Here is a 13,160-nt window from a genome sequence, read left to right on the forward strand (position 1 = left end):
TTTACCTTCCAGCGGCCGCGGTCGCGAGGGCGGCAAGTGTTTCATCGACGCGCGGCAATTGCAGTGTTTTCATCTGGGCTTGCACCTGCTGCAGCAAGGTCGCGGCATTCTGGGTTTTTCGCGACGTCGCATCAAAGTACTTGTTGAGCGACATGGAGGCGGCCGCCAGATCTGCGCGCGACGACTCCAGTTGCCGGGCCAACAGGCCCAGGCGGGCGTTGAGCAGCTTGAGTTTGAAGTTCTCGCGCAGGAAAAAGGACTGCTCCGGCGACAGCAGGGCAGCTTCGGGCTGCTCGATGCGGCTGACCCGTACCAGACTGCGCGCCTCGTCAAACACCAGTTGCAAACTGCGTTGCCACCAAATGGGCAGGCTCTCAAGACTCTGGCGCTTGACCAAACCGCCTCCCGTCGCCGGGGCCACCGCATTGGCCAGCACCAGCTCATCCGCCAGATGCACCAGTTCATCGAGTTTCACCAGCAGGCCGGGCGTATCGCTGACGGCGGCCGATTTGATGCGGTCAATGTCCCGCGCAATCGCCCGTTGCAAAGGCGTCAGCCGGGGCTGCGCCGCGCGTACCACGCGTTGATCCGCACTTTTCAAAGCCGCCAACAGGGGTTCAACGCTGCCGGTGAGTTGCGCCTGCTGCTGCGCCAGACGCAGGGCCGATTCAATATCGACCACCAGGTTTTCGTCACGCGAACGCGACAGGCTTTGCATCAGTTCTTCCAGCTGTGTTCGTTGCAGGGTGGCCTCGCTCAAACGCGCATCAAAAACAGCCACCCGTGCCGCCGTCTCGCGCGCCAACTCTTGCGCCTGCTTGGCCGTGGCACGCGCCTCCACCGACTGGACGCCGGTATCGGCACTCTGGCGTGCCAGCAATTCCTGAATCGACGAGAGCTTTTGCCACAAAAGCCCACTGACCAGCAAGGCGGCCACCGCCACAGCGCCGAGGCTCAAGATGAGCCCGCGCGACACACTCTTTGGCGCGGCAGGTACGGCCTGGACGGACGCGGCCGCAGACAATGCGGGTTCCGCCAGAGGCGCATCCCCACCCGAGTGCTCAGGGGTTTCGGCGTTGAGATCGGCGTTCATGGTTGGATTCTAAAGTGTTGGGACAGAGAGGCCACCACATCCGGCAACGTGGGGCGTGACTCACAAACAACACCAAAACCGGCCTTGAGGGCGGCGGCCGCGATACGCGGATGGGTTGCCAGTGCGCGCGCCAAAGCCCAGCTTTGGGCCGGCAGCCAGGCCCTCAGATTGGCGACCGCCTCCGAACTGCTGAACAGCCACACCGCCCCATCGGTGGCCGCCTGACACGCCAGCTCACGTTCATGCGCGCTGAAATCCGGCGCGCGGCGTTGATAGACCTCGACAAAATCAGCCCGGCCACCGGCCTGGGCCACGCGCTGGGCGAACCATTCGCGCCCGGTGCCCTGCCTGCCACTCTCACTGCCCGCCGAATCACCGCCGCGCACGATCAGCACCCGACTCCCGGGCTGCACCTGCGCGCCCACCACCTGCCACAAGGCTTCAGAATCAAATTGACCGGCATCCAAGGCGGGCGCATCCAGACACGCCGATGCGACGCCCGCCTGCAGCAAGGCGCGGACCGTGCCGGGACCGGTCGCCCATGCTCTTGTTTTAATAGCTTCATGCGCACTGAATCCGGGGGCTAGGGGCGGTTTTGATGCATAAAAATGCTCAACGGCATTGCCGCTGACAAACATCACGCCCACATAGTCGGCCAGCTGCTGCCACGCCTGCGCCAGATCTGCAGGCTTGTCCACTGGTCCCACCTTGATCAGCGGCAAGGCCACGGCCTCCAGACCCAGCGCTGACAAATCACGCACCCACCGGTGTGCCTCGCGCTCAGGACGGGTAACGATGACCCGCATGACTCAGGATTTGCCCTGGGGTTCGCCTGGTGCCAGAACTGAGCCGCCTTTGGCCAGCACACCGGCGCGCAAATCGGTCGCGACCCGCGTACCCAAGGCCGTGGCGCTGGCCAGGTCGGTGACAGGCGCGCTCATGCGCACACACACCAGCGCCAGCACACCGTCGGGGTCACCCCAGGCCGCATCCAGGGTCAGCGTATCACCGGCCAGCGTGGCAAACGCCGCCAGGGGCATGGAGCAACTCCCGCCCATGGCCCGGCTCACCGCCCGCTCAGCGGCCACCGCCAGCCATGTGGTGTGGTGGGCCAATGGCGCCAGGGCGTCCATCAGATCCTGGCGATCGGTACGAATCTCAATGCCCAACGCGCCTTGCCCGGCGGCCGGCAGCATCACGCCCGGCTCGAAAATCTCACGAATCCGATCGCCCAGGCCCAGGCGCTTGAGACCCGCCGCCGCCAGAACAATGGCGTCGTACAGCCCGTCATCAAGCTTGCGCAATCGTGTATCCAGGTTGCCACGTAAGGGCTCGATTTTGAGATCCGGGCGCAAGGCGCGCAACAAGGCCATGCGGCGCAGGCTGGAGGTACCCACCACGGCCCCCTGCGGCAGGCTGGCCAGATTTGCATAGCGGTTGGAAACAAAGGCATCGCGCGGATCTTCGCGTTCCATCACACACGCCAGACTGAAGCCCTCGGGCAGTTCCATGGGCACGTCTTTGAGCGAATGCACGGCCAGGTCGGCCCGGCCATCTTCCAGCGCCACTTCCAGTTCTTTCACGAACAGGCCCTTGCCGCCGACTTTGCTCAGGGAACGGTCCAGAATCTGGTCGCCCAAGGTGGTCATGCCCAGCAGGCTGACCTGGTGCCCACGCTGCTCCAATAAGGCCTTGACATGCTCGGCCTGCCACAGGGCCAGGCGGCTTTCTCGGGTTGCTATGGTGATCGTCAAATTGCTCATACGCGGGGACTCAAGGCCGTAACCTATTTGTAATCATGGGGTAGCCGGGGATGCTAGCATGGCCGGCGTCGCAGCTGCTCGCAACCCCCTCATAAGAACGCCATGACCCAAGCTCCAAAATCCGCGCCGCCCGGGCGCACCAAAGACAACGAACGCCCGCTGGTGGAGGACATCCGTCTGCTGGGCCGCATTCTGGGCGATGTCATCCGCGAGCAGGAAGGCGTGGCGGCCTTCGAGTTGATCGAGCAAATCCGCAAGCTGTCGGTGGCGTTTCGCCGCGACGCGGACCACGAAGCTGACAAGGCGCTCAAAAAACTGCTCAAGGGCCTGAGCGGCGACCAGACGGTGAGCGTGATTCGCGCCTTCACCTATTTCAGCCACCTGGCCAATCTGGCCGAAGACCGCCATCACATCCGCCGCCGCGCCATCCACGAGCGCGCGGGCGACACCCAGGAAGGCAGCATTGAAGTGGCACTGGCGCGCTTGCGCTGGGCCGGCATTGCCCCCAAGACAATTTCAGACACGCTGGCCACCAGCTTTGTCTCACCCGTGCTCACGGCCCACCCGACCGAGGTGCAGCGCAAAAGCATCCTGGACGCCGAGCGCGACATCGCCCAATTGCTGACGGCCCGCGACGACATCAAGGTCAAGGCCGCCAGCGTGAATGCCAACAAGGACGCCCTGACCCCGCGCGAACTCAGCGCCAACGAAGGACAGATGCGCGCCCGCGTGCTGCAGCTCTGGCAAACCCGGCTCCTGCGCTTCACCAAACTCACGGTGGCCGACGAGGTCGAGAACGCCTTGAGCTATTACGAATCGACCTTTTTGCGCGAAATCCCCAAGCTCTATGCCGACCTGGAGCGCGAGCTGGGCCAGCACCCGGTGCACAGCTTTTTGCGCATGGGCCAGTGGATTGGCGGCGACCGCGACGGCAATCCCAACGTGAACGCGCAAACACTGATGCACGCGCTGCGCCGCCAGGCGGACGTGGCGCTGCGCCACTACCTGACCGAAGTGCACTACTTGGGCGGCGAACTCTCCCTCTCGGCCATGCTGGTGGACTGCCTGCCCGCCATGCAGGCGCTGGCCGACCGCTCGCCCGACACCAACGAGCACCGCAAGGACGAACCCTACCGGCGCGCCCTGATTGGCATCTATGCCCGACTGGCCGCCGTCCTCAAGGAACTGACCGGCGGCGACGCCGCACGCCATGCGGTTGCCCCCCAAAACCCCTACCAAACCGCCGAGGAATTCCTGGCCGATCTGCGCACCATCGAGGCCTCGCTGCTGGCGCAGCATGGTGCGGCGCTGGTGGCGCAACGGCTGCACCCGCTGATTCGGGCGGTCGAGGTGTTTGGCTTTCACCTGGCCACCGTGGACTTGCGCCAGAGTTCGGACAAACACGAAGCGGTCGTCGCCGAGTTGCTGGCCGTGGCGCGCCTGGAACCAGGCTACGCGCAGCTCGATGAACTGGCCAAACGCAGCCTGCTGGTCGGTCTGCTGAACGATGCCCGCCCCTTGCGCGTGATGGGCAATGTGTACTCAGAGCACACCCAGAGTGAACTCGCCATTTTCGAGACCGCCAAGGTCATGCGCGAGCGCTATGGGGCGCAAGCCATCCGCCATTACATCATCAGCCACACCGAGACCGTGAGCGACTTGCTTGAAGTTCTCTTGCTGCAAAAAGAAGTGGGCCTGATGCGCGGCACGCTGGATGCCCAAGCCACTTGCGACCTGATCGTGGTGCCGCTGTTCGAAACCATCGAAGACCTGCGCAACGCGGCGCCCATCATGCGCGAGTTCTACGCCCTGCCCGGCATCACGCAGCTGGTTCGGCGCAGTGGCGCCGAACAGGACATCATGCTGGGCTACTCCGACAGCAACAAGGACGGCGGCATCTTTACCAGCAACTGGGAGCTGTACCGGGCCGAGATTGCCCTGGTGGAGCTGTTTGACCAGCTCGCCCGGGACAGCCAGGGCGCCCGCGCCATTCAACTGCGCATGTTCCACGGCCGCGGCGGCACGGTCGGCCGGGGCGGCGGCCCGAGCTACCAGGCCATCCTGGCGCAACCTCCCGGCACGGTGCGCGGACAGATTCGCCTGACCGAACAGGGCGAAGTCATCGGCTCCAAATACGCCAACCCCGAGATCGGCCGGCGCAACCTGGAAACCCTGGTCGCCGCCACGCTGGAGGCCACGCTGCTGCAACCCACCAAATCGGCGACCAAGCCCTTCTTGCTGGCCGCCGCCGAGCTGTCGCAAAACAGCATGGCCGCCTACCGCAAGCTGGTGTACGAGACCCCCGGCTTCACCGAGTACTTTTTTGATTCAACGCCGATCCGCGAGATCGCCGAACTCAATATCGGCTCGCGTCCGGCCTCGCGCAAGCCATCGCAAAAAATTGAAGACCTGCGCGCCATTCCCTGGGGCTTCAGCTGGGGTCAGTGCCGCCTGACGCTGCCCGGCTGGTACGGCTTTGGTTCGGCGATAGAGCTGTTCCTGAGCCAGGACGGCGCCCCGTCAGCCAAAACTGCGCACAAGGACAAACTGGCCCTGCTGCAACAGATGTACAAGCAATGGCCTTTCTTCAAGACACTGCTCTCCAACATGGACATGGTGATGGCCAAAAGCGATCTGGCGCTGGCCTCGCGTTATTCTGAATTGGTGAGTGACGCCCGCCTGCGCAAAAAGATCTTCACGGCCATCGAGTTGGAGTGGCACCGCACCACCAGCGCCCTCGCCATGATCACCGGCGACAAGCAGCGGCTGGCCAACAACGCGGCCCTGCAACGCTCCATCCGCCACCGTTTTCCCTACATCGATCCCCTGCATCACCTGCAGGTGGAACTGGTGCGGCGCTACCGGGCCGGTCAGACGGATGAGCGCGTGCAGCGCGGCATCCACATCTCGATCAACGGGATTGCGGCAGGGCTACGGAATACGGGTTAGCCACCACCTCGCGCACCGCCGCCAGCTGCCGTCGCGACACGAAAAGCAATTCATCAATGCCATCGAGTCGCACGGCCCAGCCCTCGCCCTCCTCCGCGTCATAGTGCTTCTCCAGCGCGCGCACGGCGCGCCGGGCGATCAGGGCGTTGCGGTGAATGCGCATGAAGCGCGGCCTGAACTTCTCCTCCAGCTCACTCAAGGAGCCCTCCAGGATGTAGCTTTTGGTCTTCGTGCGCACGGTGATGTATTTCAGTTCGGCCTTGAGGTACAGGACTTGGGTCAGCGCCACCCGTTCGGTCCGGCCACGGTCCTGAATAATCAACACTTCTTCAGGCAGATTAACCTCTAGCCCCCGTGTTGATTGCGCTAGCCGCTCCACTTTTTGTAGCGCCGCCTGCAATCGCTCCAGCCGCACCGGTTTGGTCAGGTAATCCACCGCTTCCAATTCGAAGGCATGCACGGCATGTTCGGCATAGGCCGTCACAAACACCACGGCGGGCGGATGGGGCAGTGCGCGCAGGGTCCGGGCCAGGGTCAGGCCGTCCGCGCCGGGCATGTGAATATCGATCAGCGCCACATCCACCGCTTGTCGTTGCAGCCACTCCACGGCCTGCGTGGCATTGGCGGCCTCGGCCTCGACGCTGGCCGCAGGCGCCGTGCAGTCCCCCAGCAGGGTGCGCAGCCGCGCGCGCGCCAAGGCTTCATCGTCGACGATCAATACTTTCAAAGACATGGCGCACCTTCCATGATTATTTTTTCGATGTTCACGCCGGCACCTGGATGCGGACCTGAAAAACCCCGTCCTTGAGGCCACTCTGGAACTGGCCCTGCACATCGTGCAGCAGGTTCAGCCGGTCCCGCACGTTCATCAGCGCCAGCCCATTCCCGCGCTCGCCATGGCCCGCCGGCACGGTGTTGGTGACCTTGATGAGGACAGTCGATCCTCGCCGTTGCGTGGAGATCCTGATTTGCGCACCGTCAGCACTCGGCTCCACCCCATGCCGGACCGCGTTTTCCACCAGCGGCTGCAACAGCAGGGGCGGCAGTCTGGCCACCGCAGCATTCGGGTCCAACGCCCACTCCACCTGGATGCGATCGCCAAACCGCACCGCCTCAATCGCCAGATAGCGCTGCGCCAGGGCAATTTCCTCGGCCAGAGTGACAGACTCGCCCTGCTCCATCAGCGCATGGCGAAACAGATCACTCAAATCTTCCAGCAGCGCCTCGGCCTTGGCGGGCTCGGCGCGCACCAGGGCGATGGCGCTGTTGAGCGTGTTGAACAAAAAATGCGGGCGAATGCGCGCTTGCAGCTCACTCAGACGCGCCGCCGTGGCCGCCGGCGTTTTGCCCTTGGCCCGCAACACCAGCGCGGCGACCAGCGCTGCTGACAACAAGGCGCCACTGAAAGCACTGGCCAGCCAGGGCGACGGCTCCAACAAGCCCACCATGGACAACACGCCGCAGCCATACAGGCCCGCAACGGCGCCCAGGGCCACGCCCGCCGCCTGCTGGGCGACCGAGTTCAGCCGCGCCAACACCTTTTTGAGGCTGCAGGCCGAGATCAGCCACACCAGCGTGGCGGGCAGAGCGCCCCCGGTGAGCAGGGACAGGCGGGTCAACCAGTCAAAGAAGGTGGATGCGCCAAACATGGCACCGACCGCCACCACCAGTTCGACAAACAGCACCGCCCGCAACACCACGCCCACCTGGCAGGCGTCGAACACCAGCACGCGTGCGGGTGGCGCCGACACGGGTGAATCAGGCGGATTGGGCGCCAGTTCCTGGAAGCCCGATAAAATTTGGGAGTCTTTCATTCAACAGTGGGGCTCATATTCGACTTAGGTTCGATTCAGGCCCGATTATTGATGATCCGTTACCCCAACCCCCAACTCTTGGCCCGGCCTTCGTAAGCCGACACCTATTTCCATGCCACACAACCAATTCGACAAAAAATCAGAAGCCTGGTCTGCCCTCTTCTCCGAGCCCATGAGCGATCTGGTCAAGCGCTACACCTCCAGCGTGTTTTTTGACAAGCGGCTGTGGCAGGCCGACATCGCAGGCTCCCTGGCCCATGCCGAAATGCTGGCGGCGCAGAGAATCATCACGGGCGAGGACCACAGCGCAATACAGACCGGCATGGCCACGATTGCCGCCGAGATCGAATCCGGCGCCTTCGAGTGGAAGCTTGATCTGGAAGACGTGCACCTCAACATCGAAGCCCGCCTGACGCAGCTGGTCGGCATTGCCGGCAAACGCCTGCACACCGGCCGCTCGCGCAACGACCAGGTCGCCACCGACGTACGCCTGTGGCTGCGCGGCGAGATTGACCTGATCAGCGGTCTGCTGACCGACCTGCAAAAAGCACTGATCGAAGTGGCCGAGAAAAATGTCGAAGTCATCCTGCCCGGCTTTACCCATCTGCAGGTGGCGCAACCCATCAGCTTTGGCCACCACATGCTGGCCTATGTCGAAATGTTCAGCCGCGACGCCGAGCGCATGGGCGAGGTGCGCCGCCGCACCAACCGCCTGCCGCTGGGCGCCGCCGCGCTGGCAGGCACCAGCTACCCGCTGGACCGCGAACGGGTCGCCAAAACGCTGGGCATGGTCGATGACAAAGGCCATCCCCAGGTCTGCCAGAACTCGCTGGACGCGGTGAGCGACCGCGACTTCGCCATCGAATTCACCGCCGCCGCCTCGTTGTGCATGGTGCACATCAGCCGCTTCAGCGAAGAACTGATTTTGTGGATGAGCCAGAACTTCGGCTTCATCCAGATCGCCGACCGTTTCACCACCGGCAGTTCCATCATGCCGCAGAAGAAAAACCCCGACGTGCCCGAGCTGGCGCGCGGCAAGACCGGCCGCGTGGTCGGCCATCTGATGGGCCTGATCACCCTGATGAAGGGCCAGCCGCTGGCCTACAACAAGGACAACCAGGAAGACAAGGAGCCGCTGTTCGACACGGTGGACACGCTCAAGGACACCTTGCGCATCTTCGCCGAGATGGTCGGCGGCCAGCTCAACCCGGCCACCGGCGTCAAGGAAGGCGGCATCAACGTCAAACCCGAAGCCATGGAACGCGCCGCCCTCAAAGGCTACGCCACCGCCACCGATCTGGCGGACTACCTGGTGAAGAAAGGCCTGCCCTTCCGTGACGCGCACGAGACGGTGGCGCACGCCGTGAAAGCCGCCATCTCGCATCAGGTCGATCTGTCGGAATTGCCGCTGGCCGTGTTGCAGCAGTTCAACCCGAACATTGAAAAAGACGTGTACGAGGTGCTGTCCTTGCGCGGCTCGCTCAATGCACGCGACATCCTGGGCGGTACGGCGCCAAATCAGGTGCGCACGCAGATTGCGCGACATTTGAAGCGGCTGGGCTGAGGCGCTTGGCTGGAGCCATTGGAGAACACTTTAACTACTATTAATTAAATAGCTACTTGCGCAGAGAGCACGAGGGCTGGAGGCCAAAATAGCTTATAAACAGCCCTAACCCAGCCCGGATCGACATGACTTGAGCCGCCACATGACTACCCGTATCCGCATTGCCACGCCCGAAGACGCCGACGCCGCATGTGAGGTGGTTCACCGCTCCATCTCCGAATGTTGCGCCGCCGATCACCACAACGATCCGGCTTTGGTGCAAGCATGGCTCCACAACAAGACACCCGCGAATGTTCGAGCATGGCTCAACCAGCAAGACGCGTTTTCAGTGGTAGCTGAGGCCGAAGGCGTCGTTGTGGGGTTCGCAATGTCGTTACGTGACGAAGTCATGCTCTGCTACCTTATTCCTGAAGTTCGTTTCACGGGCGCCGGCAAGTCAATGCTTCACGCCATGGAGGCCCACGCAACACAGGCAGGTTTCACCAGCTTGCGGTTGGAAAGTACTCGCACCGCCCAAGCGTTCTATGGTCGCAATGGTTTTTCGTTGTCAGCACCCGCCATCGTCGCGTTCGGTATGGAAGGCCAACCCATGGCGAAAACGATAGCGGCTCACTGATGCCATAGCGCGAATGCAAAAATCAGCATAAAAACACATCCACTAAGTCGATAACCCATGAAAAGAACAAATCTTGGAGAACTGGCTGATCGACTTCCAGCGGCCTGGCAATCATCCATCGTCGGGAAGGCTGCGGGCGCAAACATCAAAGTGCTGCGCATGGATGGCGCGGTCTATCCAAACGAAGTCCATGAGTTCGACGAAGCGCTTCTTGTCATTGATGGACTGATGAACCTCGACTTTGCCGGTCAAGTCGTCAGCGTCAATGCCGGTGAACTCTTCCTTGTGCCGGCAGGCCAAGCCCATGCCGTCGCGAGTGGCAGCCACGGCACACTGGTCATCATTGATCAATGACCACCTACGTCGCACTCCTGCGCGGCATCAATGTCTCGGGGAAGAACCCCATCCGCATGCCAGCGTTGCGTGACAGCGTTTCACGCCTGGGCTTTCGGGACGTTCAAGCTTATTTGCAAAGCGGAAATCTCGTTTTCCGCACCGACCAGAGCGATGTGGCCACGCTGGCCGCCAAAATCAAAACAAACATCACGCAGGATTTCGGGCATGAGGTTCCGGTTCTTCTGCTCTCGGCCCAAGACCTGGTGCTCATCGCCCACTCGAATCCCTTGTGGCCGAAATCGGGCGGTGAAGAGACGCTGTTTCACTGCACCTTTCTGTTTGAGCCAGTTTCACCGGCTGCCTTCAAGGCGCTCAAGCTGCCCGCGGTCGAGGGTGAGCGTGCGGTCCTCGTTGAGAGTGCCATCCTGCTGCACTGTCCGCACGGGTACGGCAGGACAAAATTGAACAACAGCTTTTTCGAGCGCGCGCTCGGCGTCCCTGCCACCACCAGAAACTGGCGCACGGTGCTCGCGCTGCAAGCGCTTTGCACGGTACCGTGATCCAGATGAAAGGCCGCCCCAATGTCAGCTGAATCCAATTCCGCCAGCGTGCGGGAGTTTCGCCAGGTCTTGCTATGGCCCTTGCGCCTGATGCCGGTGCGGGGTTCCGAGGGCCAGCACGCCAAACCCTGGCAGCTGCTGGCGGACATGGGTGAGGCCTCACCCTGGCGCGAAGTGGTGGACGAATTCACCGGCGACAGCGGTCGTTTTCACGAACGCCACTACAACGAATTTGTGACTTTTTTGCCCTATGTGCAGCGCTTCCTGTACGGCGAAGGACGCAGTCAAAAAGGCGGCACTGCGGCGGGTTCGCCGATGCGGGTGTTCAGGCGCAGTGACGTCAGCGCCGTGCGGGCGGTGCTGCGTCCCGGCGCGCCGCCGATCACGCTCGACATCGTCCATGTGGACCTTTATTTTTTTCTCGATCTGGATCTGGTGCTGCTCAATGTCGAGGTCAGCGCCCGCGACCTGACGCTGGCCCAGGCGCAGGAACTGCTGTACCGCTTTGGCCGCGGCTATCCTGCCGGCTGGGATGCGGATGGCCATGCGCAGCACTGCCTGTACAGCGCCGAGTGGCTGGACGCGACCGGGCAGGTACTGGCCGAATCCGATGCCAACCAGCGTGACGTCTTCATGGCCCATGTCAGCAGCCGCCGCGCCCCGCGCATCGCCGCCCACTGGGCCTGGCTGCTGGAGCCTCTGGTGAGCGACCATTCCGAGCGGAGCGGGACCCTGCGCTATCGCCAGATCGAGTATTACCGCATGCCGCAACTGGCCTTTCTGGCGCTGGACAACCCGCGCGCGCTGAGCCGCAGCGACTTCATCCGCCTCGGTCTGGTGACCGGGGCGGCCGCGTCAAGCGACGAGGCCAGCCTGCCCTATGCCGAAGAGCACCTGGCCGACTTCGAAAAGCGCTATTGCTATGACCGTTTTTGGAGCAACAGTGGTGCCGCGCCCAACACGCGTTATTTGTGCAGCGGCCATTCGCTGCTGGTGCTCGGTGATGCAAACAGCCCGTTTTATGTCTGTCGTGACCGGGGGGTGCTGGCGCAGTTCCGGCACCAGCATTTCCTGCTGTTCCTGATTGCGCATTTCCAGAAAGCGGCACTGCTGATGTTCTCGGACCGGCTGGCCGAAGCCCTGAAAGATCTGGACATTGCCGACGCCGGCAGCGTGCGTCGATTCAAACGCACGATACGCGACAGCTTTGCCGGCTTTCTGCGCTTCACGCACCGCTACTGGTTCCATGAAGTGTCCGAACAGGCCCAGGTGCGCGCCCTGTTTCACATGTGCGCCAACCATCTCGGCCTGGACCCCTTGTACACGGAGGTCAAGGAGCGTATTGCCGAAATGAACCAGTATCTGGACGCTGACAGCCTGCGCCGTCAGGCCAACACCGTCGTGCGATTGACGGTGGTGACCATCTTTGGCCTGATCGGCACGGTGACCACGGGTTTCCTGGGCATGAATCTGCTGGCCGAGGCCGAGGCCCCGATGGGCCGCAAGCTGTGGATCTTCGTCATCGTGTTTGTGCTGACCACCACGCTGACCATTTACACCATGGTCAAGTCAAAACGCTTGTCGGACTTTCTGGACGTGCTCTCGGACGAACGCGCCAACGCCTGGCAGAAATTCAAGGCACTGGGACTGGTCTGGCGGCGCACGGGGGACTGAGGAATGCATGCAGTCCCAGGCAATTGCCTTGTCGCTGCCTTGTCGTTTACTTGTGCCCTCCGCCACCGCTATTTCCGCCGCCGTTTCCACCACCACCGCCACTATTTCCACCAGCACCACCTTTACCGCTGTTGGCGTGGGCCTGGCTGGCCTTTGCTGCGGCGTCAGCCTTGGCGACCCGCTCGGCCTTCGGACCCGCCTTGTCCGTTTTGGAGGCGCTCACCAGCGAACCCAGTTTGACGCCCATAGCGTTTGCGATCTGCCCCCAGCCCAGCCCGGCTTGCCGTTGCGCCAGAACGCCCGACATCGTCACCGGGCCTGTTGCAGTGGTCACCACACCACCGTTCAAAGCCGCAGCAAGTTGCGAGGGCGTGGGATCGGTGATGCCCTGCTTCGCCAAATCGGCCTTGGCCAGGGACAAGGCAATATTGATGTTGCCGTACGCGAGCTTGCCGGTCGCTGGCATGAATGAGGCCGAAGGCGTCGCGGCGCTACCGACCAGCGTGACCTCCGTGCCATCGCGCAGTCCGACGACCAGCGCGTCGGCATTGCTTGTCGACCCGGCCAGTGTGCTGTACTGAGCCGCCAGCTTGGTTGCCGGTGCACTGGATGTGCTGACGGTTGTCGTTGTGCCAATTTCTCCGGTCAGGGAGAAAGCCGGCATCCCGGTCAAAAGCAGCGCGCTGCCCGCAGCCAGAGCGAGAACAGTTTGTTTGAATGACATGAGGGAATACTCCTGCGAATAGGTAGCGAGGTAGCGGACATTCACTACGCTTTCATTCTAGGAACCC

At 62.7% G+C, this 13,160-nt stretch carries 12 protein-coding genes; 6 read left to right on the plus strand and 6 right to left on the minus strand.

Going from position 1 to position 13,160, the window contains the following annotated elements; genetic code table 11:
• Nucleotide 1: 1 nt before the first annotated feature.
• Genes C5P05_RS28160 through hemC form a run of 3 tightly spaced genes read right to left on the minus strand, consistent with a single transcriptional unit; the run spans nucleotide 2 to nucleotide 2,856 of the window.
• Nucleotides 2-1,093: a uroporphyrinogen-III C-methyltransferase gene (locus tag C5P05_RS28160; protein WP_114973172.1), complete on the minus strand. Its 1,092-nt coding sequence runs from the start codon at nucleotides 1,091-1,093 to the stop codon at nucleotides 2-4.
• Nucleotides 1,090-1,899 (minus strand): uroporphyrinogen-III synthase, encoded by an 810-nt coding sequence (locus tag C5P05_RS28165; RefSeq protein ID WP_114973173.1) that lies wholly within the window; start codon nucleotides 1,897-1,899, stop codon nucleotides 1,090-1,092. Before C5P05_RS28165 ends, C5P05_RS28160 begins: the two co-directional genes overlap by 4 nt.
• A 3-nt stretch (nucleotides 1,900-1,902) precedes the next feature.
• Nucleotides 1,903-2,856, minus strand: a complete 954-nt coding sequence (gene hemC, locus C5P05_RS28170) for a hydroxymethylbilane synthase (protein WP_114973174.1) — start codon at nucleotides 2,854-2,856, stop codon at nucleotides 1,903-1,905.
• A 102-nt stretch (nucleotides 2,857-2,958) separates the two neighbouring features.
• Between hemC and ppc the strand changes: the two genes are divergently transcribed.
• On the plus strand, nucleotides 2,959-5,805 hold the full coding sequence (ppc, locus tag C5P05_RS28175; RefSeq protein WP_114973175.1) for a phosphoenolpyruvate carboxylase: 2,847 nt from the start codon (nucleotides 2,959-2,961) through the stop codon (nucleotides 5,803-5,805).
• Here the strand turns inward: ppc and C5P05_RS28180 are convergent.
• Nucleotides 5,768-6,538, minus strand: coding sequence for a LytR/AlgR family response regulator transcription factor (locus C5P05_RS28180; protein ID WP_114973176.1), 771 nt, complete (start codon nucleotides 6,536-6,538; stop codon nucleotides 5,768-5,770). The two genes, ppc and C5P05_RS28180, sit on opposite strands and share 38 nt — an antisense overlap.
• Before the next feature lie 31 nt (nucleotides 6,539-6,569).
• Nucleotides 6,570-7,619, minus strand: a complete 1,050-nt coding sequence (locus tag C5P05_RS28185; RefSeq protein WP_114973177.1) for a sensor histidine kinase — start codon at nucleotides 7,617-7,619, stop codon at nucleotides 6,570-6,572.
• Nucleotides 7,620-7,731: 112 nt separating this feature from the next.
• Between C5P05_RS28185 and argH the strand changes: the two genes are divergently transcribed.
• The 5 genes from argH (at nucleotide 7,732) to C5P05_RS28210 (ending at nucleotide 12,369) form a co-directional block, all read left to right on the plus strand.
• Nucleotides 7,732-9,183 (plus strand): argininosuccinate lyase, encoded by a 1,452-nt coding sequence (gene argH / locus C5P05_RS28190; RefSeq protein WP_114973178.1) that lies wholly within the window; start codon nucleotides 7,732-7,734, stop codon nucleotides 9,181-9,183.
• A 142-nt stretch (nucleotides 9,184-9,325) separates the two neighbouring features.
• Nucleotides 9,326-9,799, plus strand: a complete 474-nt coding sequence (locus C5P05_RS28195) for a GNAT family N-acetyltransferase (RefSeq protein WP_114973179.1) — start codon at nucleotides 9,326-9,328, stop codon at nucleotides 9,797-9,799.
• Nucleotides 9,800-9,856: 57 nt separating this feature from the next.
• Entirely contained in the window at nucleotides 9,857-10,153 is a 297-nt protein-coding gene (locus tag C5P05_RS28200; RefSeq protein WP_114973180.1) for a cupin domain-containing protein, read from the plus strand.
• Nucleotides 10,150-10,695, plus strand: a complete 546-nt coding sequence (locus tag C5P05_RS28205; RefSeq protein WP_114973181.1) for a DUF1697 domain-containing protein — start codon at nucleotides 10,150-10,152, stop codon at nucleotides 10,693-10,695. The genes C5P05_RS28200 and C5P05_RS28205 overlap by 4 nt, the downstream gene beginning before the upstream one ends.
• A 21-nt stretch (nucleotides 10,696-10,716) precedes the next feature.
• On the plus strand, nucleotides 10,717-12,369 hold the full coding sequence (locus C5P05_RS28210; protein ID WP_114973182.1) for a hypothetical protein: 1,653 nt from the start codon (nucleotides 10,717-10,719) through the stop codon (nucleotides 12,367-12,369).
• A gap of 46 nt (nucleotides 12,370-12,415) precedes the next feature.
• Here the strand turns inward: C5P05_RS28210 and C5P05_RS28215 are convergent, their stop codons facing one another.
• On the minus strand, nucleotides 12,416-13,093 hold the full coding sequence (locus C5P05_RS28215; RefSeq protein ID WP_114973221.1) for a hypothetical protein: 678 nt from the start codon (nucleotides 13,091-13,093) through the stop codon (nucleotides 12,416-12,418).
• Nucleotides 13,094-13,160 lie beyond the last annotated feature (67 nt).

The organism is Rhodoferax ferrireducens, from assembly GCF_003347515.1.
Lineage (GTDB): Bacteria > Pseudomonadota > Gammaproteobacteria > Burkholderiales > Burkholderiaceae_C > Rhodoferax.

Bases quoted from the DNA above. Each gene is read 5' to 3' on its own strand.
- C5P05_RS28160 (WP_114973172.1), bottom strand. From the start codon at position 1,093: ATGAACGCCGATCTCAACGCCGAAACCCCTGAGCACTCGGGTGGGGAT.
- C5P05_RS28165 (WP_114973173.1), bottom strand. From the start codon at position 1,899: ATGCGGGTCATCGTTACCCGTCCTGAGCGCGAGGCACACCGGTGGGTG.
- hemC (WP_114973174.1), bottom strand. From the start codon at position 2,856: ATGAGCAATTTGACGATCACCATAGCAACCCGAGAAAGCCGCCTGGCC.
- ppc (WP_114973175.1), top strand. From the start codon at position 2,959: ATGACCCAAGCTCCAAAATCCGCGCCGCCCGGGCGCACCAAAGACAAC.
- C5P05_RS28180 (WP_114973176.1), bottom strand. From the start codon at position 6,538: ATGTCTTTGAAAGTATTGATCGTCGACGATGAAGCCTTGGCGCGCGCG.
- C5P05_RS28185 (WP_114973177.1), bottom strand. From the start codon at position 7,619: ATGAAAGACTCCCAAATTTTATCGGGCTTCCAGGAACTGGCGCCCAAT.
- argH (WP_114973178.1), top strand. From the start codon at position 7,732: ATGCCACACAACCAATTCGACAAAAAATCAGAAGCCTGGTCTGCCCTC.
- C5P05_RS28195 (WP_114973179.1), top strand. From the start codon at position 9,326: ATGACTACCCGTATCCGCATTGCCACGCCCGAAGACGCCGACGCCGCA.
- C5P05_RS28200 (WP_114973180.1), top strand. From the start codon at position 9,857: ATGAAAAGAACAAATCTTGGAGAACTGGCTGATCGACTTCCAGCGGCC.
- C5P05_RS28205 (WP_114973181.1), top strand. From the start codon at position 10,150: ATGACCACCTACGTCGCACTCCTGCGCGGCATCAATGTCTCGGGGAAG.
- C5P05_RS28210 (WP_114973182.1), top strand. From the start codon at position 10,717: ATGTCAGCTGAATCCAATTCCGCCAGCGTGCGGGAGTTTCGCCAGGTC.
- C5P05_RS28215 (WP_114973221.1), bottom strand. From the start codon at position 13,093: ATGTCATTCAAACAAACTGTTCTCGCTCTGGCTGCGGGCAGCGCGCTG.